This window comes from Nostoc sp., assembly GCF_036918245.1.
GTDB lineage: Bacteria > Cyanobacteriota > Cyanobacteriia > Cyanobacteriales > Nostocaceae > Nostoc.
Map to the genome: position 1 here is coordinate 40796 of NZ_JBALEF010000093.1, position 21638 is coordinate 62433.

Consider the following 21638-nt stretch of genomic DNA (forward strand, 5'->3'; position numbering starts at 1 on the left):
AAAGATAAAATAGATAAATTTTAGAGTCAAAACCCATGAAAAAACCATTTTTACAAATTACTAGACTCTTTGTTGCTACGGCAGCAGGAATTAGCTTTGCTTCCTTGCTCATGGCTCAACCAAGTTCCGCTCAAGTCAGCAGCCCAGCGGATGCTTTCCCCAGTAATAGTACAACAGACCAAAATACCGATCCTTTCTCCCGTTCCAACTCAGACAATTTTAATATGTTTGATCTGATTCATCGGGCAAATTTCGGGACTCTCAACTGGGATTCTAACCAACAGAACCAAGAACTAAACTCAGCAGCAGCAGCCTTTAAAGCAAGGCAACAAAAACTAATTCAAGGTCAACAACAGCAACCAACCCTCAGTTTGCCAACAGTTACACAACCATCAGTTACGCCGCCATTGGTGACACCACCATCAGGTAACTGAATTCAAATAAAGAACCCCAAGTCCTAAAGGCTTGGGGTTGAGACTATTTAAAAAATCCTGAATTATCAGGTAAAAAACTACAGTCCAACCGCAGCTAAAATATCGCTAGCATGGTTGGTGGTATTTACATTAGCGTCAACATGGGTAATTTTGCCGTTGGGGTCAATTACGTAGGTGACGCGCTTGGCATAACCGCCGCCATCCACATCAAAAGCTTTGATGAGGGATTTATCGCTGTCAGCCAGTAGGGGAAAATTCAAATTATATTTTTGGGTGAATGCTTGATGGGAAACTTCATCATCTGCACTGACTCCCAAGATGACAATATCTTTACCTTGATATTGAGACTGGGCATCCCGAAAACTACAGGCTTGTTTGGTGCAGCCTGGCGTGTCATCTTTGGGGTAAAAATATAAAACAACCGTCTTCCCCCTCAAATCAGATAGCGAGACTGTGTTGCCGTTTGTATCTTTGGCGGTAAATGCAGGTGCATCCGTACCAACTGCTAGAGGCATAATTAACCTTTCCTGTTTCAGATTGTTGATGCACTTGAAATTTTACATTAATTTATAATGTTTAAATATAATTACTAAAAAATAGTATAAGTATATTTTAGGTAACTAATTTTGGTTTAATGGGGTATCTGTTATAAGAAAAAATATATTATTAAATTAATCTTTATTAGAAGAAAAATTTATCCCCATAGACAATGGCTGCTGTTGATTCCCAAAACCCAAATATTTTTGTCTATCCCCAAAGCACAGTAGAAAGAGCCGAGCGATCGCTAGTGTGTTCGCCTTTTAATGTATCTTTATTTAAAGTGATGGGACACCAGAGTGTGTCATTAACTGCGATCGCCCTAGAAAATGGACTCAAGCAGGGCTATACTAAACACCCTTTATCAGAATTAGCCTGTGATAACGCTTTGGGCTGGTTGATTCAAGTGGGTGTATTGCGCCGAGAGGTCGATGGTCAGGGAATTACAGATAGTTTTCGTCTCACTCCCTTGGGACGCCAGTTAGTAGAACAATACCAGGGAAAAAATTGGCGTACTCCTTCATGGCGCGATCGTTTTTATGATGCTGTGATTCGTTGGTTACGGATACCCTTTTAGAATAAAAACCTAAGAGTTAGGATTAGGGAATCAAAGGGAACAATATATACGGAAACATCACATCTATTCATGAAGTCTTTACCATAACCATCTAACTGCAATTTGTGATGGTTATAGTGGGCATTAGGCATTGGGCATTGGGCATTGGGCATTGGGCATTGGGCATTGGGCATTGGGCATTGGGCATTGGGCATTGGGCATTGGGCATTGGGCATTGGGCACAAAAGCCAGAGGTGCAAAGGCGCAGAGAGGCAGAGGGGAAAAACTTACTGCAACTTTCGCCCCTGCTCCCCTGTTGTTCGCTCCTCAAAATAACTCTGTATCTTGAAAAACTAAGTGATAGTAACTATGAAATCAATTATGGTAGTGGGGACAACATCTCATGCAGGGAAATCACTTTTAACTACAGCGATTTGTCGCATTCTGTCGCGGCGTGGTTGGCGAGTGGCTCCCTTTAAAGGTCAAAATATGGCTTTAAATGCTTATGTCACCGCCAGTGGTGGAGAAATTGGCTATGCTCAAGCCGTGCAAGCTTGGGCTGCGGGAGTCGTGCCTTGGGTAGAAATGAACCCAATTTTACTCAAACCCCAAGGGGATATGACCTCCCAAGTAATTATCAAAGGTAGGTCTGTAGGCAAAGTGAGTGCCTCAGATTACTACGAGCAATATTTTGAACTGGGGTGGCGGACAATTGAAGAATCGCTACAGCATTTAGGAACAGAATTTGACTTGGTGGTTTGTGAAGGTGCCGGTAGTCCAGCAGAAATTAACCTCAAGCACCGCGACTTAACCAATATGCGGGTAGCAAAATATTTGAATGCACCAACTATGTTAGTAGTTGACATTGACCGGGGTGGTGCTTTTGCCCATGTTGTTGGGACATTAGAGCTATTGGAACCAGATGAACGCGCTTTAATTAAGGGTATAGTAATTAATAAGTTTCGAGGGCAGCGATCGCTCTTAGATCCGGGGATAAAATGGTTAGAAGAACGCACAAAGATCCCCGTGATCGGTGTTATACCCTACTTACAAGAAATGTTTCCAGCAGAAGACTCCCTTGACCTGCTAGAACGTCAATCGTCCTCGAATAAAGCCCAAACTGACCTCAACATTGCCGTCATCCGCTTACCAAGAATTGCCAATTTTACCGACTTTGACCCACTGGAATCAGAAAGTACAGTTTCAGTGAAATACTTAAGTCCTAAGCAAGATTTGGGACATCCTGATGCCGTGATTATTCCAGGTACAAAGACCACAATTGCTGACTTGCTACTGCTGCAAAAAAGTGGTATGGCAGAAGCTATCCAAAACTATGCTGCTTCTGGGGGAACGGTTTTAGGTATCTGCGGTGGCTATCAAATGCTCGGTCAAATCATCGCCGATCCAGAAGGGATAGAGGGACAAGCTGGGAGATTTCAAGGGTTAAATCTTTTACCAATCAGAACTGTAATTACAGGACAAAAAATCGCCCGCCAGCGCCAAGTTAGCTCAAATTATCCACAACAAGGCTTACCAGTCAATGGTTTTGAAATCCACCAAGGGCGATCACGCATCGAACAGCAAGGCATAGATCCCCAATCCTACCATGCCCTATTTGACGATATTAATTTAGGGTTAGTGGATAGCTGTCAATCAGTGTGGGGAAGTTACCTCCACGGGCTTTTTGACAATGGACCTTGGCGACGGGCTTGGTTAAATCGCCTCCGTCAACAGCGGGGTTTAAAATCTTTGCCCACCGGTGTTGCTAACTATCGGGAACAGCGAGAGCAGATTTTGGACTCTCTAGCCATTGAAGTTGAAAGCCATTTAGACTTAAGTCAGTTTTTGTCTTAAGCTAAAATGCGTTGAAATGTCATTAGTCATTTGTCAGTAGTCCTTTGTCATTTGCAAATGACAAAGGACTACTGACAAATGATAACTCTATTAAATGCGTAACATTGATGATTGTTCGTGTCCGCTTTTTACCAGATAATGTCACAGTAGATGCCGAAGTGGGAGAAGCCCTTTTAGATGTAGCAGACCGGGCTGGGGTATTTATTCCCACCGGTTGTCTCATGGGGTCTTGTCACGCTTGCACCGTCGAATTAGAGGATGGAGAGATCATCCGCGCTTGTATCACGCCAGTACCGCCACGCGAGGAATTGACGATTAATTTGTTTAGCGACCCAACTTGGTAGTTTTTTAACCCTCTAAGTTCAAAATGTCAGATGAGGAAGTAGAGGAAAAAACAAGATGAGTAAACTTAAATACCAAATGCTTATTTAATGGTCTGATGAAGAGGATTGCTACTTAGTAGGATTCCCTGATTTTTTAGAACAACGCTGGCGGACTCATGGGCACACTTACGAGTTAGCTGTCGCAAATAGAATTGAAGCTTAGAGTTTCTAATTATTGCTTACGAAGCTGTCGGTGATTCACTTTCAGAAGCAATAGTAAATAGGGTAGGTGAATGCACTTTAGCAGGTGGTAATTAATGCTGCGCCTAACGCACCTTAGTAGCTAGTGACTAATGCTGTACAATTTCCACGCTGGGAGTTTATTTTGATTTCAATAGGATTTTTACGTATTATTACTGTTTTTTTAAATTTAGAGAATTTTTATAGTTAAGGACTAGAAATTTTGTTGTAACAGTAAGCAATGCTTAATATGTCAAATCCAAGAGTTGCAAACATTATAAAACGTAGAATTGCAAGAACTAGATTATCAAGAAATATACAGCAATACCAAGATTTTGTAAATGATGGCTACAACTACATCCTCAATCCAGAAAGTGGGGAATTACATCTCGTTGGTCTAAATAATTTCCGTGGTTCTCACGGGCTTGCATCGGCAAATTTAGAAGAGTTCTGGGGTATTTATAATTTAGATGATGATATCCCGATTCACTTTTTTCCAGACGCTACAGAAATCTCGCTTTACTGGTATGACACCGACGAGTTGATTGGAAATTATACACTCAATAAGTGTAAATACTGTTATCCAGCGTAGTGTTAACTATCAAAACTATTCAGAATTAGAGTTTGCATTTACTGAGCAAAGCTACAACTAACCTATACCTCTACCCATCGCACCTTCTGGAACCTTTAAAAAATCCATATTTTCTCATCAGACAGCAAGAAACTTTTACAGCTTGTTTCCTACTGCCTGTTTTTGCTATCTATATCAATTAGCTTTAACATTGAGAGCGTATTCTTTAAACCTTTCCAAATCAGCTTGAATCGTTGATTCAACTATCCGCCCCAAAAACAAGTTATCCATAATTTTGCCAATAATACCGGGGATGGCGTAGGAAATAGTCATTTTCACAATGCTACAATTGTGGCGATCGTAAAAGCGAATCGCTCCCTGATTTGGCAAACCATCAACTGATTCCCATTGAATAATTTGGTTGGGAATAACTTTGAGAATTCGGGATTGCCAATTAAATTCTAGACTGCCAGTTTTTAATTTCCAAAGAGATATATCTGGATTATCTGGCGGAATTTTTACCGAATCAATCCACTTCATCCACCGGGGCATTTGCTCTAAATCAGACCAGAGGCTCCATACTAAATCTATGGGAGCCTCTACTTCTACCTGCACAGTATGCTCTAACCAGTCTGGCATTTCTCTTTTTCCTTCTCTACGAGATGCTTTGCGATTGCGTTCTTTGCACCCTTTGGAGTTCGTTATTTCTTTAAACTCTCCAAAATCACTTTTGCCGCACGTCGTCCAGAAATAGTAGCACCTTCCATGCTGTCGATGTAGTCTTGCTGAGTATAACTGCCTGCAAGGAAGAAATTATCTACTGGTGTTTTTTGGTTGGGACGGTACGCATCCATCCCTGGCGCTTCTCGATAGAGAGACTGAGCAAGTTTTACCACGCTGTACCAAGTCATATTTAGCTCCCGCGACGAGGGAAACAGTTCATGCACTTGCTTGAGGACATGGTGTGCGATCGCTTCATTACTTTGTGCAATAAACGGATCTCCCGGTGTCAGCACTAACTGTAACAAAGACCCCTGTCCTGGGCGATAATAATCAGCAGGGCTAGTCAACGCTAAATCGGCAAAACAAGAAAAGTCAGCATCGGCTGTGTAAAGTAAATTATCGATTCCAGCCGCATGATTTAGCTGTTTACGTTGTTCTCCATCGTTCAGTTCTGTTACCCAACCATCAAAGCGTAACTGCACTGTAGCCACTGGCACTGCATCCAGTTTGTAAATATTGTCAAATTCTGACCACTTACGCCACTCCTGGGGTAAGATGCGTTGAATTCCTGGAACATCACACGCAAAAACATAAGCATCAGCAGCGATCGTTTCTACTGCATCACCTTGGGCAACTACTATACCAGTTACACGGGTTTGTTCAGCTGACTCAGTAAACTGAATTTCCCGAACTTGTCGGCGCGTGTAAACTTTGGTGCCTCTAGCTTCCAGATATTCCAGAATCGGCTTGTGTAAATATTCAGATGGAGAACCTTCCAGCATTCGCAAAACTGAAGCCTCAGTTCTAACTGCAAATAACTGGAATATGGTTAACATACAACGGGCAGACATATTTTCGCAATCAATAAATCCCAATGCGTAAGCAATGGGGTTCCACATCCGCTTGATGCTGCCATTACTCCCACCATGACTGCGAAACCAATCGGCAAAGCTAACTTTATCTAAATTGCGGATAGTTTTCATCGCCCCATTAAAGTCTACCAATCCGCGAACTATCGGACTAGTACCCAAAGCGATCGCATTTTGCAATTTATCCTGCAACGATAGTTGGGAAGTAGTGAAAAATGCCTTTAACCCATTGAAAGGCGCACCTGTAAGAAAACGGAAATCTAAAGCACCAGTGCGCCCCCCTTTATTAATAAAAGTGTGGGTATGTTCCTTGAGGCGTAAGTTTTCTAACACCCCCACTTTCTTCATTAAATCAAATAGTTGATAGTAGCACCCGAAAAATACATGTAACCCCATTTCTAGATGGTTGCCATCTCCATCAACCCAACTGCCAACTTTACCACCGACAAACGGACGAGACTCAAAAATCTCGACTTCACAACCAGCATCAGCTAGATCTACTGCGGTTGCTAGCCCAGCCAGTCCCGCACCTACGATTGCAACACGCATTCCGTCGTTCCTTTTCAGTTTCTTTACAGATTGTAACTGGGTTGGTGTCGGAATTTGCTACTTAATATCAACTCCAGCAGTATATTAATGCTTGCCAATATCGATAATAAAACCTCTTTGATTACTTTTTTTAGTTCCGGTAAATGACCAGACGCGATAAAATCGCGTCTGTATCATCTAGACAAACTTTTGTCCATAGGGGCAGGCTCTCAAAAGGATCATAGATATTTTTTTGGTGGCAAAGCAGTTTTCTGGATAAGTAGTGAAAGTAACTTCTTACTTATTTTCATCTTTGTTGTCATCAGAGACAGGCAAACTTCTAATCAATTCACGAATCACGTCAGTTGCAGGTCTACCTGTTTGTTGACAATATTTTTCTAGCTTTTCCGCTTCTTGGGTTGCCAGATTTACGGTGATCCTTTTTACCGCCCATTTTTTGTTAGTCATCTCTATCATGCTATCTGCTGTATTTTAGATGGTCTAAAGAGTCTTAAATTTAAAGAGGGAACCGATAAGGTTATCAGAATTTATATCAGGAAATCAAGTAATACCATTAAGATTAAAAATGTTTGTTTTGTCAAAGGATTGATTATTTTCTAAAAAAATCAAAATATTATACTTTCTTTGTTACTATTGTGACAACATAAAATAGCACATAGTTGCTCTTGAAGATAATAACCACCCTACTAACAGCATGAGTAAAGCCTAACAATGAAATTTTATAAAGGAATTTGAGACATCTACTGTTGATTCAATGAAGATTTCCAAAGTTATTCTCCATTAAAACCATTTGACCTTCTCTCTTGTCTCAAGTTTGTCAAACCCACTTGGGGAGAACATCTGCTAGAACACCAAAAAATAAAGCTTCAGAATCATTAATCATGCTGAAATGCTGGTTTACAGGTGGGTTAGAGTGGTGTATACAGAGCGTGAGTAGTGACTTGGAAAATAGGTAAATAAGCGATCGCTTTAAAATAAACACCCATCTCTAACCAAGAAGTTAAGAGCTACTTGAACTGTTATGAATTTTGGCTTACCTTGATCAAGCTGATTGCTTTTCAGTGCCAATATAATAGCCACAAAAAAAGAGGACAAAACTCAGTCTACTGAGGGTAAATTGCCAAGTTATTTGGTAAACTTTGACAGTAATATCTGTAATTTTACCCAGAGAAATTAATCCATTATAAATATGATGTTACTTGACTGTTGCTGATACTAATATTTTAGTTTTGTTTCATGCTTTTATAATAGCTTATCGTTACAATGCAATAAAGTTTGGCATATTTTATCTTCCTTCCAGCGATATAACTTGCCTGAAAATCAGCATTTTTTTGCGATTTTTCCTACTCATTTATATCGAGGTTATGTGAATTATTTTTAGCCAAGTAGGGCACTATAATTTTGCCATAAAATATTTTCCTCATATCTAAGCCAAGATATAAAATACTGTCAATAAAATTATAATTACAACTATTTTTTATTTGGTAAGTATACCTATAAAAAGAATCGTATATTTTAATTTTTTCGGCAGTGTGTTTATTATAGCTATTATTTACGTGCTTTAAATAATCTTCATTTAGACACTAGCAAAGCTATTTTTTCTCCTTTATAAAAAAATTACAAAGAAAAAGATATATATCTGAACTTTTGCTTAATGATATTGATATATAACAGGATGCTAAACTCAAAAACTTGTTAAAAAAAAAGATTCCAATATCTAAGTGCATCAGTTAAGTTTGATTCCAGTAGTCTATTGTAGACAATATTTTAAAATTTTGTAGTTATTTATACTGATTAGTGTTCATCTAAAAAGACTAGAAAACTATAAAAATACAGGTACTTCATGAAATTCAGATAAAGTTAGCTTTCAAGATTGGTACGCCTATTAGTATTGACATATACATGAATATTCATTACAAAGTGCCACGCCCTGATAGGTACGCGGATGACGAAGATTGAGTGGAACCAGAAACGCTCTGCCTCCGGTTAAAAGACTGCATAGGAGGGATAAACGTTAACAGACAGACAAAGCCCTCCCTTTTTCCTCTCTTAAATGCAGTTTCAATCAATATGCCAATCAAATACACATCAACTTAATTTCTCATACCGATAATTTTAGATTCAGGATTGCAGTAATTCATGCAATTAATCAAATTTAAGTTGGGGCATAAGTTGGAGAGTGCCAATACCTAAATTTGTTGGTGAAAGCGATCGCCCTTCAAACAAAGCCATCATATCTTTTAACTGAGGATTGCCACGGGAGGCTCCCGTTAGTCCTTTGGCAATGATTAAACCACAGTAGCCCTTAGTATTTTTACACCGCTGATTCCATTTTTTTCGGGCTTCGACATGAATCGGATCTTCATCTAAAAATTCACCAAATAGGAACAATTCGCCATTTTGAGTTTGCAATAAACCCAGGTCGTAGCGATCGCCATCAAAAGGATCGGCACCTGGATTAAAGCAAATTGCTCTCAATCCGCCTGCTGCTTCAATTCTTTCAATTACAGTCTTTGCCTTGGGTCGGGAGGTTTGAATTAAAATCACCGGCAAACCATCACCCACTTGTTTGATTTCACTAGCCTGGTGGTAGCTGACCCCCTTTCGTAGAGAATCCAACATTTCCCAGGACACTACACCTAAGCTGAGGAAGGAATCTTCTGGTATCAAGTCATCTCGCAATGATTGAAAATCAAGGTTGTCAATCTCGCGATCGTCAATACCAAAGCCTGTCATTTCCTCTAATTCTGCTGCTAGCTGCGGCATAGTAGAGACTGTCACAGGCACTGATTTAGTTGATTCTTCCGACTGCGGTAGAGAAATGCGATAGCGACGGCTGAGAGTAGGGAAGATATCTTCATGAAGTTGGCGACGGTGATCGCGAATAAAGCGACTCAGGCTTTCGATCGCAACCAAGATTACCAATGCTTCTTCGTCATACAAAACAGACCGTAGTCCTTCTAAAGGATGGATATTACCAAAAGTAGGGTCAATTTCTGATAATGGCAGATCCGCCAAATCATCTTCTTCATCGTCATCTTTATCAGTGTCGTCAACGCTCTCAAAAGTGAGAAACAAGCAATCTTGCTTGAGGAACGCTTCTTCTAGATGCTCTGTTGATTCTTCATCTGTTAGAACTGCGGCGCGAAACTGTTTTAAAGACTCTTCTGAGCGATAAAACAAAATTCCATACTCCATTCCCAGCATTCCCATGACTGAGGCGTAAAGTGTGCCAACATCCCACTTATTAATTTCGATTGACAAAATTTGCTGTTCTTCCAAAAATTCCCAAGGTGCTACTTGCCAAATTGCAAATGCTTTCTCTCGCAGGATTTGCGCATACTGTGGGGGTAAGTCGGGGGTTTGACTATCGAGGATATCGGCGAATCCACGAAATAGTTCGTCAATTAAAGGCAGTTCTGGTGCGTAGTCAATAGCGATATCCAAATCTTGTAGCACTCCCCGCAGGTAAAATTGAATCTCGCGGTCTTTGACTACAATTCTTTGGGGTCTGGCAGGTCTTGCCGGACTTTGAGGATGCTCCATTGCTTGCATTAAGGTGCGAACTATTGCTTCGGGACCAATATCTGAAGCTACCACGTCCATTCCTCGAACAACACCTTGGGAGTAATCTACCCAAAGAATGCATTCTCCCTTTGCCTCTGAATCTGACTGCTGGTTTGGTGATGACAACGGACGGCGATCGCCCTCCCATACAGAAGGAATTTGAGTTAATTTCTTCAACCGACGACTGGTAGAGCGATTAAAACTTGTCATAGAGATCAAAAGAAGCAATTTGGAAGTAAACTTTGGGGGCTAGCTAGCCTCGATTAAATTTTTATGGCTGCACCTGAAGGGTGGTTGCTTCTCAGGCTGCCGCAAAGCTTGAATTTTAAGAATACCGAATGTATAAACACACTGAGTCTCTCAATTCTAGAATAGAAATCTTTGGCTACTTTTGACGGAGTGTTTACAATTTGGCATCTAGTAACATCTAAGCCGCTAGAATGAATACAAAAACACCAAGAGCAACCCAGAAGCATTAACAAGCCGATATAGGGTAACGCTTGTACTAATTAAGGAGTTGAAAAGCAGATGACACAAGCAATTGAAGCTCAACAACGCGGAATTCTGTTGAGCGAAGCCGCATTGCACCAGGTAAAATCCCTCCGGGACAAGCAAGGCACAGACTTGTGCTTACGGGTAGGAGTGCGTCAGGGTGGGTGTTCTGGGATGTCTTACATGATGGACTTTGAAGACACTAGCAAGATCGCCCCTCATGATGAAGTTTTTGACTATGATGGCTTCAAAATTGTCAGCGATCGCAAGAGTCTGTTATATCTCTACGGTTTGATGCTCGATTACAGCGATGCCATGATTGGCGGTGGTTTCCAGTTTACTAACCCCAATGCTAATCAAACTTGTGGTTGCGGCAAGTCATTTGGGGTGTAATATTGTCAGTTGTCATTTGTCCCTGGTTATTGGACGAAAGACAAATGACAAATGACCCTTCGGGTTCGCCAGTTGCTCATGGGGGAAACCCCCAAGACCGCACTGACTCACCAATGACTAATGACTCATGATTAATTTAATATGACTCAAACAGTTGAATCCCTGTTTGATACAGGTTTAGAACGCTATAAAGCAGGAGAATCAGTAGAATCTTTAATCCCTGTGTTTAAAGAAGTGTGCGATCGCGCTCCTAAAACTAGTGCAGCTTGGGTTTGTTTAGCGTGGTTGTATCTACTCGATAACAAACCCAATTTGGCTTACAAAGCTGGACAGAAGGCAGTCAAATTAAATCCACAAGATCCCCAGGCTAGAATCAATCTCGCCTTAGCAATGCTGGAAACAAAGCAAAAAGGTTTACGGGAACATATTGATATAGCACAGCAGTTGATTTTTGTCAATGAAGAATGGAGTGATGAAATAAAAAATAGTATTGAGGACGGTTTAAGTAGAAAACCAGATTGGCAAAGTTTAACAAAAGTCAAAAATTGGCTGTTTGAAAAGTAGAGGATGGGAACTGGGGCTTAGGGACAACGAAGAGAAAGGAGAATTTATTGAAGTAACTCTCTAGGTTGTCTCTTCCCAATGCCCTTCAGGAGTGCTGAGTGCTGAGTGCTGAGTGCTGAGTGGGGAATCTCACTTATTTACTCGCTTGCCGAGGAACTGTTTTGCCCAATACCCAATACCCAATACCCAATACCCAATCCAATCATGAAAGATAAATTGTTAAATTGGCTAAACATGGTTTTAGTCGCTGATGTTTTTTTGGTTTTGTTTGGCTTTGGCTGGTTAGCGATCGCTGCGATCGGTGATGCCGCAGGAGTAAACCTGGGTTTGGATTTGTGGCATCAACTGTGGCAACCCTTGTTTAACCCAGCAATTGGCATCCTCATGGGCGGTGCCATTCTCAGCGGTATTATCAGTTGGGTTTCCAAAAAATTTCTTTCTAGTCAATAGTCAAGGGACTGGGTACTGGGGATTAGGGACTGGGGACTGGGGACTGGAAAAAAAGCAGGGGAGCAGAGGGGAAGGAAGATTGCAGTAAGTCTTTCCCCTACGCTTCTTTGCCCCTGCGCCCCTCTGCTTTTGTCCCCAATCCCCAGTACCCAGTACCCAGTCCCTTTGAATCTATTTAAGAATTTGTGTTAACGCCGATTGCAAATTAGGATATTTGTACTCAAAGCCTGTTTGCACGGTGCGTTTTGGAATAACTTGCTGACCTTCTAAAACTACTATCGCCCCGTCTCCTAAAAGGGCTTCGATCGCAAAAGCAGGAACAGGCAACCAAGAAGGACGATTCATCACTTGTCCCAAAGTTTGGCTTAAATCTGCCATCCGAACTGGATTAGGGGCAGTGGCATTATATACACCTTCTATTTCCGGTTTAGTTAAAGCTTGCAAAATCAGGTTAACTAAATCGTCTACGTGAATCCATGAGAACCACTGCCGACCACTGCCAATAGGCCCGCCAGCAAAGAGTTTGAAAGGTGGAATCATTTTACCCAAAGCACCACCATTACCCAGGACAATCCCAAAACGCAAAATTACCAGTCGCACACCAGCATCTTTTACCTTTCTCGCTTCAGCTTCCCAGGCTTGGCAGACTTGAGCGAGAAAATCGTTACCAGATAGACTGGTTTCATCAAAGGTAGCAGTTTGACTGGTGCCGTAGTAGCCAATAGCTGAAGCGTTAATTAATACAGATGGTTTGGAGTTAGCGTTGGCTATTGCTTCAACTATTTTTTGTGTACCTAACTTTCGGCTATTGAGGATTTGTTGTTTCCGTTCTGGTGTCCAGCGTCCCTCACCAATAGGTTCTCCTGCCAAATTAACTACGCCATCACAATTAGCGATCGCACTTTGCCAAGAACCAGATGCATTTGGTGTATAGGCAACAATTTCTACATTAGGCAAAGCCTCAGATGGAAAAACCTTTTGAGCAAAAGTGGTATTCCGAGTTAATACTACTATTTTATGACCTTCACCGTGTAATCGTTGTATCAAACGACTACCAACAAATCCTGTTGCTCCAGTAATTGCGACTTTCATTTTCTACCTCAGCCAAACCTTTATTGTAAAGTTTTTGATCAAACTTTCAGCTTACGGCACTTTCCTTGTTGATAGAAGAAGTTTGACTGTATATCTGGATATCTGGTAGTACCTGCTCTCAAAAACTTTGATTTTTTAATGACTTTATATTTAGATACTTCGGTATTATAGGATGGACAGAGTGTTGCAAGGCTTGGGGCTATTATGGCTCGCTATACCTGTTCATTTATTGTTTCTGTTGCTAGTAACCATCTGTTGCCGTTACTTGTAGAACTTCTACAGGACTGTCAGTTGGATATTCAATATCACACGCCCGAATATATTATCGGTCGTGAGGTTCCTGGAAATGTTCCTTTTCCTAAATTAATAACAGTAGAAGTACTGATTGATAAATCAAAATCTACTGAAACAGAAACCCGGATGAGTATTGTGATTAAAAATGAAGAACTACCAATTCACCTAGATAATTACTGCCGACAAATGTTTGAGTTAATCAAGCAATCTATTGAAAGTAGCCGTCATTGGCATTTGATTGAAAGTATTGCAGGATAGCTTTGGTGATTTAATTGATACTCCCACGGTTTGAAGCCGTGGAAGTGTCAGACTGTAATTGGTAGTTATAATTCACTATCCTACTCCTCTAAATCCTCCGCCATACCAGGGTTTATTAGTGTAATGTCGTACTCACTCGAATCCGTTTGTCCTAAACGCTGAGTATTTCTTAAAAGGTAATAAATGGCACGTACTTGAGGCCCAAAAACGATCTCGTCTTCATTTCTAAGATCGTGGGCTGGTATCTTGCGTCCATTAATCATCAAGCCGTTGGAACTAGGTTTACCTTTGGCATCGCCATCTACAATCCGGTAATAGTAGCTATGACTATTATGCTCTCGTGGCAATCTCACTAATGTGGCATGGCGGCGGGAGACAAACTGCGACATTAAACGGATATTACATTCGCGGTCTCTACCAATAGAGTAGACGGGGTGCTCCAGAGAAAATTCTTTGCGACCTTGATCGTCTTCAATAATCAGTAGATGGTTTTCATTGGTTTGTGCTGCCATTGACAAATCGGTGGAACTGTAATTGATTAAGATTTGTTTTGTATCGTATCTTGCCATTTTCGCGCACCATCAGTCTGTGGTGCTAATCTAAATAAGCTTTAAAATTGCATAATACCTTGAAAGAGTAGAACATGGCCCTTCTACTCCAGTAGCTATGATAGCTTTGGTAAGTGTCTTAAAAAGCTTTGTGAACTGATAAAACTTGAATACCGACTCAGTTTAACTTTATATGGGATTGAAGAAGAATTCAGAATTTTGAATGAATCGGTAGAGGATTTAGACTTGCCACTACGAAACTTGACCACCAAATTAAAAATTTGGTGGGGATCTTAAAGCCGGTTATAGCGTTTCCTAAGCAACTGAGGTACACCCAAATCTTGTTTACCAAGGTTAGTAGCTTTGAAAATGACCTAACCAGGTCGGGAACTGCTATATCCCTCTGCTGGTTTTTCGGTCAGAATACCCTTGTTGTATTCTGACGACTGACTCCTGAATTCTGTTTTGATAACCCAAGATTTGTGGTGGCAAATTGGATGTGTAAAGCAGTATTCTACAGACGATGAGCGAATCGCCGTAATAATATTGAGTTGGTAACGACGCTAACAGAGCTAAAAGCCATTAATGCAGCAGCACCAGATGGGTTAAGCACAAAACCCAGACTAGGGAATAAAACACCTGCTGCTAAAGGAATGCCAAGTGTATTATATGCAAAAGCCCAGAATAAATTTTGGCGGATTTTGTTGAAGGTAGCGCGACTAAGCTGAATAGATTCGACGACATCGTTTAGGCGATCGCGCATTAGGATAATTTCAGCAGTTTCCATCGCCACATCTGTCCCGGAGTGTAAAGCAATTCCTACATCTGCTTGGGATAAAGCTGGAGCATCGTTGATTCCATCTCCTACCATTGCCACAACTGAGTGCTGAGTTTTCTTTGTCTCCTTGTCTCCTTGTCCCCTTGTCCCTTCTAACTGGAGAGACTGGATTGCAGCTGCTTTTTTAGCTGGGGGAACACCTGCTATTACATCAGCACTATCTAATCCTAATTGTTTGGCTATGGCGCTAGCTGCTTCTTTGCGATCGCCACTGAGCAACATTACTCGTAAGCCCATCTGACGCAACTTGTCTATAGTGGAGCGAGCATCCGATCTGAGGGTATCAGAAACACCAATTAGTCCGGCTAAAGCTCCTCCAATTGCTACACAAACGACTGTTTTACCATTTGTTGCCAAATCCTGTGCTACCTGTTGTGCGGTTTCGTTAATGACAATGCCGTGCCAACTCAACCATTCCCAGTTACCCAACAATACAACTGTGCCCTCTACCACAGCAGATACCCCTAGCCCTGGTTCCGTGTGAAAGTCTACAGCCTCTGGAATAGATAACTGTTGCTGCTGTGCTTCTTGCTGAATCGCTTTTGCTAGGGGATGGTGAGTACCGCTTTCTACGGCTGCTGCTAGTTGGATTAGGGACTGAGATTCACTACTCCCTACTCCCCACTTCCCATTCCCTATTTCCTCAATTAACAGACAATCTGTGACGATGGGATTACCTGTGGTGAGAGTGCCAGTTTTATCAAATACTACGGTGTCTAACTGGTGTACTCTTTCTAAAACGTCGCCACCTTTGATTAACAAACCTCGTTCTGCGCCCATAGCAGTTCCGACAAGAATGGCTGTTGGTGTGGCAAGTCCCAAAGCACAGGGACAGGCGACTACCATAACTGCGATCGCTAGTTTTAAGCTGATTAGGAGTGCTGTTAGCGGATAGCTAGGGTTTAGCCTGTGCTGAGTGCTGAGTGTTGAGTGGGGGGCTTCATGTGTAGCGTGGTTCATCATTTCCATGCCACCAGACATGGTAATATCAGTCCAAATGTGAGTACCAAAAAAGTACCAAAAGACAAATGTCAATACAGATGCTGTTAGTACCCCGTAGGTAAAGTAACCAGCTACTGTATCTGCTAATTTCTGTACTGGCGCTTTCCGAGTTTGGGCGGCTTCTACTAGGGCGACAATTTGAGCTAGAGTTGTATCACTTCCAGTCCGGGTTGCCTGAATAGCGATCGCTCCTGACTGGTTTAGTGTCCCTCCTGTCACCATATCTCCTGGTTGCTTGATTACTGGCACTGCTTCCCCAGTTAGCATTGACTCATCAACCGTTGTTTGACCAACCACCACTTCACCATCAACGGGGATTTTATCACCTGGCAGCACTTGTAAGCATTCACCGACACGCACCTGTTCAGCAGGAATCTCAACACTAGAAGAACCCATTCCGCCTTTCTCTGGGTTGGCAATCAATCGTGCTAAGAGTGGCTGGAGTGCTAGTAATTTCCTAAATGCAGCAGCAGCGCGACCTCTAGCTTGTTGCTCTAATGTCCTTCCTAAGAGAATAAAGCCCAGCATCATTACTGGTTCGTCAAAGAAGCACTCCCAACCCAATTGGGGAAAAAGCAACGCTACTAAACTAGCAATGTAGGCTGTCAGCGTTCCTAATCCCACCAGGGTATTCATGTTAGGCGCATTTCGTCGCCAGCCCAGCCAGCCATCTACTAAAATCGGGCGACCGGGAATTAACAACGCTATTGTCGCCAGTCCACAGTGAAACCAGATGTTATTTAGCACCGGCAGCACTGAGCTACCAAGATTACCAAAATGTCCACTTCCCGACAATATCAGCAACACCGCAGCGATCGCCAACTGCCATAGAGAAGAACGCATTTCTCGGCGTTGTCGTTCTGCTGGGTCTGGTAAGGTCGATATTTCGCCTGCTACTGTGCCATTAGCTTTTCGGGGTTGAGTCGGGAATCCAACGGCTGTTAATCGCTGTGCTAGTGCATCTGCATCTATTGCACCAACTTCTGACTCTACAACTGCTACCTCTGTGGCCAGGTTCACACAGGCACTCTTGACTCCTGGATGTTGGGTCAGCTGTCGCTCTACTGCGTTCACACACCCAGCACACTTCATACCTCCAACATCTAGAATAATCTTCTCTAGGATTGGGTCAAGTTCTAGGACTGGCTTAGTTTTCGGGACAAGTTGCATGGCTTGTGTTTAGATTCGCTACAAAAATTCAACGCCTGACTAAAAGCGTCTCTAATTCGAGCGTAGGCGAAATATGCAACTATGACTCAATCTCAACCATATTAAAATTATTAATTTATCAGAAGAATTCAGAACTCAGGAGTCAGAATTCAGTACGACTGGGTAATGAATATTGGTTTAAATCTTGCCCCTTGTGGGCGAAAGCGAATTCAAAGATTATCGCCTTAAAACTCTATTCCTTATCTATGGGACGCTGCAAGAACATGGGTAAAGTATTCAAAATTCTGAATTCTGACTCCTTTTTATCGTACTTCGTTGAGCATCAAGACTATCGCTGCACTTTAATTCAACGTTCCCAGTTCCCAGATTTATCTTCTGTAGGGTTCTGAATTTTGAATTTTAAATTTGGAATTTTTAATTCCCCTACAGGGGGTTGACAAATCCAGCGTCGATAAGTGACATAAATAATAGCTACCACCTGTATTGGTGCGATCGCAATCAGGTTTTTTAAGAAATAGTTGATTTCTAAATGAGACATAACACTAAAATATCCTAAGCCTAACAAGAAGAACATTGCCCAGTTAAGCTGTTTAGGTTTGAAAATGAGCATATCAATAAAAATAAATAATCGGAGGTAGAAGTGCTGTATAACTTCTGCTAAAGGTAATGGGTGAAGCGGAAGGGAAAAAGGATGTTTCTTTTGTCGCTGCCTTTATCCCTGCGCTTTTGCTGCAATCCTAAGCTTGGAAGCGTGTGTTACCATCTGCTTCCAGTAAGAAGGCTATTCTTGCATTAGAACCAGCCCTGCTTATTCGCAAAATAGGTATTTACAAATCCTTCAGGGGATTTATTTAAGTAGATCATGCCTTCAATTAGACCTACAAGTTGCATAATTAACAAAGCAACGCCGTAGGTGAAAGAACCCCCAACTACAGAAATCACTAACATGATAAAGCCTTCCGAAGCGTATCCTAGAATAAACTTATGAACCCCAAATGCTCCCAGAATGATGCCACAGTAACCAGCTAGAAGTTGTTTGGTAGGGTGACTTGGGTTGAGATTTGCCATATAAGTGCTGCTCCTTGATAAGTGAGTATAAAAATAAAGTCTTTATTGTAATGGAAGCAAATACATTTACTTGCTTAATAAATAGATTTTTAATTTTTTCAGTATGAGTAAGTCTCAAGATAAATAATTAAAATCAGCGTGCTTCTATTCCAGAGGAGACGCCAAGATGTCTTGCAGTATAAGCCGGTCTGGCACTCCTTGATGAATTTTGGTGGATTTGACGATCGCAAACCCTGGTGCAGCAGTTTTGCGGATTTTTAGCTCAGGCGTTTATCTTGAGCAGAATCAATCTTAAATAATCAGCAAAAGCTGCTACATAACACCACTTTCTACAAGTCCATCAGTATTATTTCCGGATTCTTTTGCGTATGCGTAGCCAGCACTTCTCTACGAACGCGAACAGCGTGTCGCAGACAGATGCGCGTAGCTTGCTTCCACGTTCGCGTAGCGTCCCGTAGGGAAGTGCTACGACAAGCTCAGTGACCGTCCTAGACATCGCTTCCAGCAGATGTGAAACGCCATTGCACCAATGGCAAGACAACTGCGTGGCTAGTGGGAATATAGAAGCACAAAAGGCATCTTCCATATCTTTACTAACCGCTTTTTAGTTACCGATCCCCACTTTCATGAGCGCAAACCGGAATTGCATTCCAATTCATGACAGCTAAAAATGGTTCAAGAAGACAATTAACATCTCGAAATGGCTAAAATCTATCCGAATGAGAATAAATGCTTAACTAGATAGTTTGTTGTCTATGTTAATAGCATTCTTTAATTTGCTTTTGCCATTATCTTAATTGGGTTTTCAGCTAGTATTTATGCTTGTAACCAATTATCACTAGTAAATTGTCTCTACTTATGGAGATAAAATCAGATATTTTCGTTTTCGGCAACTGTACCATATTGTATTAATTGCTGCCTAAAATGAACAAGCTTAATAGTGTACCACTATTCCAGAGGCTGTGGAGGAGCATAGGAGCAAGGAGATTGCGCGATCGCGTGTAAACTACTCCCAACACAATGCCCAATGCGGTCAGGGGAAGAATTTCCGATAAGCTGAGGTGAGCGATCGCAAACAACAAACTACTGATCAGAATCGCTCCCCACACGGGTAAGTAACGAGTTAGAGAGGGTAACAAAAAACCGCGAAATAGGATTTCTTCAAAAAATGGAGCGGCGATCGCCGCTGTGGAGAAAAATATGCCAAGTGCTACACCATCTTGGCTTTCCAGCGCTAGTTGCAACAGAGGATTACTCCCACCCTGTCCTTGCCATAGCTGTTGATTAATCAAAGATACCACCACAACTACAGGTAAAGCTGTGCAATAGCCTCCCAGTCCCCACAAAAACCAGTTATCTTGAAAACGGAAGCGAAACCAGAATTCTGGTAGTGGAAAAAAGCGCTTGAGAGAGAAATACAGCACTAACAGCGCACCTAATGCTACCAAGAAGTAACTAACCAACACAGAAAACGCCTGAAGTCGCACATCCACAATGGGACGCGGGATGGGTAGCAGCGATATTACCAAGGGCACAAAAATTTGCCCCATGAAGAAAAAGCCGATGATAAAAACCTGCAAAACCGTTTCACCACCCCAAGGCGTTGACCAAGGTATATCAGCATTTTGAGCTAATAACGAGGCTTTTCCTTTCAACAAGCGTTGAGCAAATAATAAAATCAGCAGTATTAGACCAATTAAAGCTGCCAAAGTGGGAATAGTGCCAATAACCGCTAATTTCAACACTGCTTGAGCAGAAGATTCTTGTTGTGCCGCTTTTACTGCTGATAACGCGTCTTGTCGTTGCTGGAGTTGGTATAACTTAACCAAAGCAGTAGAGCGAAACCAACCTTCTAAATTTTTTTGAATTGGTTCTTGAGCATTTTGGAGGATACGGGAAGGATTGCTCCACAGGCCAGTCAATACAGCGGCGGTTTCCCCAAACCCTGGATTAATATCTGAGCGTTGTTGTAATTCGCTCCAAGTCTTGAAGGCTGTATCCGTCTGTCCTTGCTGTGCTTGTAAAATTCCCAAGCGCAGGTCTAATTCAGCCAGTAATTTTTGTAATTGCTTAAAAGACTGCTGTAACTGTTGCTCTCCCTGTTTAGAGGTCTTAATAGTGGGAGGAGCATCCGGTAGAGGTTTCGGAGGCGTAGGAGTTATTTCAGCTTGAGAGCGTAATTGTGCAAGTTTGTTGTTAACTTTGTCTAAATTAGCTTGAACTGATTGACGCGCCTCCTGATACTGCTTTGTAGCGCTTTCTAGCGGTTGCTCACCAAGTATTGCTTCCTGAATCGCCTGGAGTTTGTCATCACTGCTATCTTCTGATTGCCAAGCTTGAGCTTGTAAAGCAATATTTGTTTGGTATAGTTCCAGGCGACTTTGAAATTGAGGTTCTTGCCAACTACCGAATAAAGCCGAAACTGCCAACAGAACTGCTATCGGCGTCATCACAAAAAATAAAACCAACCGCTTAAGTGTCATCTATCCCCCTTTAACTGACCAGTGGAGAGCGCGTCCCCCTTGGGAATTATCGCAATAAAAAGTCAGAGGTGGATAGATATCATCTAATATTATAAGTTTGCGATGAATGTGCGATGCCTGCGGTTTTTGCTAGCTACGCACCCACCATGTTAAATGACACTAGTGTCCCCCCAGCTTGCGGAAGCTGATAATCCTTGTTTTGAGCGATGAATCACTCACTACGAACTAGGATTTTTTTTTATGTTTAATTATGCCTACTTACTGAGTTTCAGCAGTCTAACTTACAGGAATTCAGGATTAAGAACTTGTTCCATAGTAAAAGGACACTCAAGGGGAAAAGTTTCTATTGGCTTTTGAGTCTCATTTGCGGCATCTCGACGAGCGCGGCGATAATATTTTTGTGTCCACTCCCAGTCTTCTAGAAGGCGCTGCAAACTGGGAGTATCTTCCAAGCAATCTTGAATTTGATTTCGGCAGTTTGAGATTGTGTTAACCCAACTTTTGGTTTTTCGCTCTGGTTGATATTGGCATTTGAGTAAGTGCATTAAAAGCACCTGTAAATAACTTCCAAGTTCCTTTTGTTCACTTCGACCCAAAGCCTCTAGTTCCTCTACCAAATGTTCAACGTCTAACTCAGCCCAGCGTCCTGTCTTCAGGTACTCAGCCTGTTGTTGTGTCCACACCAGAAAGTCCTGATTGTAGAGTGTTGCTTTACTCATCAATAGTTACTCCTTTGTTTTCAGCAACATTTTGGCTGACTCAG

General features: G+C 41.8%; 22 protein-coding genes and 1 pseudogene. 11 read left to right on the forward strand and 12 right to left on the reverse strand.

Annotated elements, in window-relative coordinates; translation table 11 throughout:
* Window positions 1–35 precede the first annotated feature (35 nt).
* The gene (locus tag V7L12_RS26165; protein WP_334822391.1) at window positions 36–434 is read left to right on the forward strand and encodes a hypothetical protein; all 399 of its coding nucleotides are present in this window, start codon (window positions 36–38) and stop codon (window positions 432–434) included.
* A gap of 77 nt (window positions 435–511) precedes the next feature.
* Here the strand turns inward: V7L12_RS26165 and V7L12_RS26170 are convergent, their stop codons facing one another.
* A complete protein-coding gene (locus tag V7L12_RS26170; protein ID WP_334822390.1) occupies window positions 512–949 on the reverse strand; it encodes a peroxiredoxin in 438 nt (145 codons plus the stop codon).
* 194 nt (window positions 950–1143) lie between these two features.
* Between V7L12_RS26170 and V7L12_RS26175 the strand changes: the two genes are divergently transcribed.
* The 6 genes and pseudogenes from V7L12_RS26175 to V7L12_RS26200 all read left to right on the forward strand — a co-directional run bounded on the left by V7L12_RS26175 (window position 1144) and on the right by V7L12_RS26200 (window position 4536).
* A complete protein-coding gene (locus tag V7L12_RS26175; protein ID WP_335088819.1) occupies window positions 1144–1548 on the forward strand; it encodes an Npun_F0494 family protein in 405 nt (134 codons plus the stop codon).
* 130 nt (window positions 1549–1678) lie between these two features.
* Window positions 1679–1876 (forward strand): hypothetical protein, encoded by a 198-nt coding sequence (locus tag V7L12_RS26180; RefSeq protein WP_335088820.1) that lies wholly within the window; start codon window positions 1679–1681, stop codon window positions 1874–1876.
* Between the two features lie 20 nt (window positions 1877–1896).
* On the forward strand, window positions 1897–3381 hold the full coding sequence (gene cobQ, locus V7L12_RS26185; RefSeq protein WP_334822388.1) for a cobyric acid synthase CobQ: 1485 nt from the start codon (window positions 1897–1899) through the stop codon (window positions 3379–3381).
* Between the two features lie 107 nt (window positions 3382–3488).
* The gene (locus V7L12_RS26190) at window positions 3489–3725 is read left to right on the forward strand and encodes a 2Fe-2S iron-sulfur cluster-binding protein (RefSeq protein WP_335088822.1); all 237 of its coding nucleotides are present in this window, start codon (window positions 3489–3491) and stop codon (window positions 3723–3725) included.
* Window positions 3726–3780: 55 nt separating this feature from the next.
* A pseudogene (locus V7L12_RS26195) lies at window positions 3781–4022 on the forward strand (type II toxin-antitoxin system HicB family antitoxin).
* Window positions 4023–4194: 172 nt separating this feature from the next.
* Window positions 4195–4536: a hypothetical protein gene (locus tag V7L12_RS26200; protein WP_335088824.1), complete on the forward strand. Its 342-nt coding sequence runs from the start codon at window positions 4195–4197 to the stop codon at window positions 4534–4536.
* A gap of 174 nt (window positions 4537–4710) precedes the next feature.
* On the opposite strand, the gene V7L12_RS26205 is transcribed toward V7L12_RS26200, so the two are convergent.
* The 4 genes from V7L12_RS26205 to V7L12_RS26220 all read right to left on the reverse strand — a co-directional run bounded on the left by V7L12_RS26205 (window position 4711) and on the right by V7L12_RS26220 (window position 10433).
* Window positions 4711–5154 (reverse strand): SRPBCC family protein, encoded by a 444-nt coding sequence (locus V7L12_RS26205; protein ID WP_335088826.1) that lies wholly within the window; start codon window positions 5152–5154, stop codon window positions 4711–4713.
* Window positions 5155–5216: 62 nt separating this feature from the next.
* The gene (gene zds / locus V7L12_RS26210) at window positions 5217–6656 is read right to left on the reverse strand and encodes a 9,9'-di-cis-zeta-carotene desaturase (RefSeq protein ID WP_335088828.1); all 1440 of its coding nucleotides are present in this window, start codon (window positions 6654–6656) and stop codon (window positions 5217–5219) included.
* A gap of 276 nt (window positions 6657–6932) precedes the next feature.
* The gene (locus V7L12_RS26215) at window positions 6933–7103 is read right to left on the reverse strand and encodes a CopG family transcriptional regulator (RefSeq protein WP_104910045.1); all 171 of its coding nucleotides are present in this window, start codon (window positions 7101–7103) and stop codon (window positions 6933–6935) included.
* A gap of 1698 nt (window positions 7104–8801) precedes the next feature.
* Window positions 8802–10433: a DUF6930 domain-containing protein gene (locus V7L12_RS26220; RefSeq protein WP_335088831.1), complete on the reverse strand. Its 1632-nt coding sequence runs from the start codon at window positions 10431–10433 to the stop codon at window positions 8802–8804.
* A gap of 318 nt (window positions 10434–10751) precedes the next feature.
* Between V7L12_RS26220 and V7L12_RS26225 the strand changes: the two genes are divergently transcribed.
* The 3 genes from V7L12_RS26225 to V7L12_RS26235 all read left to right on the forward strand — a co-directional run bounded on the left by V7L12_RS26225 (window position 10752) and on the right by V7L12_RS26235 (window position 12122).
* Window positions 10752–11108 (forward strand): iron-sulfur cluster assembly accessory protein, encoded by a 357-nt coding sequence (locus V7L12_RS26225; protein WP_292857252.1) that lies wholly within the window; start codon window positions 10752–10754, stop codon window positions 11106–11108.
* A 141-nt stretch (window positions 11109–11249) separates the two neighbouring features.
* Window positions 11250–11672 carry a tetratricopeptide repeat protein gene (locus tag V7L12_RS26230; protein WP_292740683.1) on the forward strand — a complete coding sequence of 141 codons (423 nt, stop codon included), beginning with the start codon at window positions 11250–11252 and terminating at the stop codon, window positions 11670–11672.
* Window positions 11673–11876: 204 nt separating this feature from the next.
* Window positions 11877–12122 (forward strand): hypothetical protein, encoded by a 246-nt coding sequence (locus V7L12_RS26235; protein WP_094352470.1) that lies wholly within the window; start codon window positions 11877–11879, stop codon window positions 12120–12122.
* A gap of 171 nt (window positions 12123–12293) precedes the next feature.
* Here the strand turns inward: V7L12_RS26235 and thyD are convergent, their stop codons facing one another.
* A complete protein-coding gene (gene thyD, locus V7L12_RS26240) occupies window positions 12294–13214 on the reverse strand; it encodes a thylakoid membrane protein ThyD (RefSeq protein WP_335088833.1) in 921 nt (306 codons plus the stop codon).
* A 204-nt stretch (window positions 13215–13418) separates the two neighbouring features.
* Between thyD and V7L12_RS26245 the strand changes: the two genes are divergently transcribed.
* Window positions 13419–13766 carry a hypothetical protein gene (locus V7L12_RS26245; protein ID WP_335088835.1) on the forward strand — a complete coding sequence of 116 codons (348 nt, stop codon included), beginning with the start codon at window positions 13419–13421 and terminating at the stop codon, window positions 13764–13766.
* An 80-nt stretch (window positions 13767–13846) separates the two neighbouring features.
* On the opposite strand, the gene V7L12_RS26250 is transcribed toward V7L12_RS26245, so the two are convergent.
* The 6 genes from V7L12_RS26250 to V7L12_RS26275 form a co-directional block, all read right to left on the reverse strand.
* On the reverse strand, window positions 13847–14335 hold the full coding sequence (locus V7L12_RS26250; RefSeq protein WP_335088837.1) for an FHA domain-containing protein: 489 nt from the start codon (window positions 14333–14335) through the stop codon (window positions 13847–13849).
* Window positions 14336–14828: 493 nt separating this feature from the next.
* Window positions 14829–17324 (reverse strand): heavy metal translocating P-type ATPase, encoded by a 2496-nt coding sequence (locus V7L12_RS26255; RefSeq protein ID WP_335088838.1) that lies wholly within the window; start codon window positions 17322–17324, stop codon window positions 14829–14831.
* Window positions 17325–17670: 346 nt separating this feature from the next.
* A complete protein-coding gene (locus V7L12_RS26260; protein ID WP_335088840.1) occupies window positions 17671–17862 on the reverse strand; it encodes a hypothetical protein in 192 nt (63 codons plus the stop codon).
* A 254-nt stretch (window positions 17863–18116) separates the two neighbouring features.
* A complete protein-coding gene (locus tag V7L12_RS26265) occupies window positions 18117–18392 on the reverse strand; it encodes a TM2 domain-containing protein (RefSeq protein ID WP_292857228.1) in 276 nt (91 codons plus the stop codon).
* A gap of 908 nt (window positions 18393–19300) precedes the next feature.
* Window positions 19301–20875 (reverse strand): CPBP family intramembrane glutamic endopeptidase, encoded by a 1575-nt coding sequence (locus V7L12_RS26270; RefSeq protein WP_335088843.1) that lies wholly within the window; start codon window positions 20873–20875, stop codon window positions 19301–19303.
* A 281-nt stretch (window positions 20876–21156) separates the two neighbouring features.
* Window positions 21157–21594 carry a DUF29 domain-containing protein gene (locus V7L12_RS26275; protein ID WP_335088845.1) on the reverse strand — a complete coding sequence of 146 codons (438 nt, stop codon included), beginning with the start codon at window positions 21592–21594 and terminating at the stop codon, window positions 21157–21159.
* Window positions 21595–21638: the final 44 nt, after the last annotated feature.

Coding starts and splice junctions, on each gene's coding strand:
- V7L12_RS26245 (WP_335088835.1), top strand. CDS start 13,419: ATGGCTCGCTATACCTGTTCATTTATTGTTTCTGTTGCTAGTAACCAT.
- V7L12_RS26170 (WP_334822390.1), bottom strand. CDS start 949: ATGCCTCTAGCAGTTGGTACGGATGCACCTGCATTTACCGCCAAAGAT.
- V7L12_RS26260 (WP_335088840.1), bottom strand. CDS start 17,862: ATGTCTCATTTAGAAATCAACTATTTCTTAAAAAACCTGATTGCGATC.
- V7L12_RS26265 (WP_292857228.1), bottom strand. CDS start 18,392: ATGGCAAATCTCAACCCAAGTCACCCTACCAAACAACTTCTAGCTGGT.
- V7L12_RS26165 (WP_334822391.1), top strand. CDS start 36: ATGAAAAAACCATTTTTACAAATTACTAGACTCTTTGTTGCTACGGCA.
- V7L12_RS26175 (WP_335088819.1), top strand. CDS start 1,144: ATGGCTGCTGTTGATTCCCAAAACCCAAATATTTTTGTCTATCCCCAA.
- zds (WP_335088828.1), bottom strand. CDS start 6,656: ATGCGTGTTGCAATCGTAGGTGCGGGACTGGCTGGGCTAGCAACCGCA.
- V7L12_RS26275 (WP_335088845.1), bottom strand. CDS start 21,594: ATGAGTAAAGCAACACTCTACAATCAGGACTTTCTGGTGTGGACACAA.
- V7L12_RS26270 (WP_335088843.1), bottom strand. CDS start 20,875: ATGACACTTAAGCGGTTGGTTTTATTTTTTGTGATGACGCCGATAGCA.
- thyD (WP_335088833.1), bottom strand. CDS start 13,214: ATGAAAGTCGCAATTACTGGAGCAACAGGATTTGTTGGTAGTCGTTTG.
- V7L12_RS26235 (WP_094352470.1), top strand. CDS start 11,877: ATGAAAGATAAATTGTTAAATTGGCTAAACATGGTTTTAGTCGCTGAT.
- V7L12_RS26255 (WP_335088838.1), bottom strand. CDS start 17,324: ATGCAACTTGTCCCGAAAACTAAGCCAGTCCTAGAACTTGACCCAATC.
- V7L12_RS26220 (WP_335088831.1), bottom strand. CDS start 10,433: ATGACAAGTTTTAATCGCTCTACCAGTCGTCGGTTGAAGAAATTAACT.
- V7L12_RS26215 (WP_104910045.1), bottom strand. CDS start 7,103: ATGACTAACAAAAAATGGGCGGTAAAAAGGATCACCGTAAATCTGGCA.
- V7L12_RS26200 (WP_335088824.1), top strand. CDS start 4,195: ATGTCAAATCCAAGAGTTGCAAACATTATAAAACGTAGAATTGCAAGA.
- V7L12_RS26250 (WP_335088837.1), bottom strand. CDS start 14,335: ATGGCAAGATACGATACAAAACAAATCTTAATCAATTACAGTTCCACC.
- cobQ (WP_334822388.1), top strand. CDS start 1,897: ATGAAATCAATTATGGTAGTGGGGACAACATCTCATGCAGGGAAATCA.
- V7L12_RS26205 (WP_335088826.1), bottom strand. CDS start 5,154: ATGCCAGACTGGTTAGAGCATACTGTGCAGGTAGAAGTAGAGGCTCCC.
- V7L12_RS26230 (WP_292740683.1), top strand. CDS start 11,250: ATGACTCAAACAGTTGAATCCCTGTTTGATACAGGTTTAGAACGCTAT.
- V7L12_RS26225 (WP_292857252.1), top strand. CDS start 10,752: ATGACACAAGCAATTGAAGCTCAACAACGCGGAATTCTGTTGAGCGAA.
- V7L12_RS26190 (WP_335088822.1), top strand. CDS start 3,489: ATGATTGTTCGTGTCCGCTTTTTACCAGATAATGTCACAGTAGATGCC.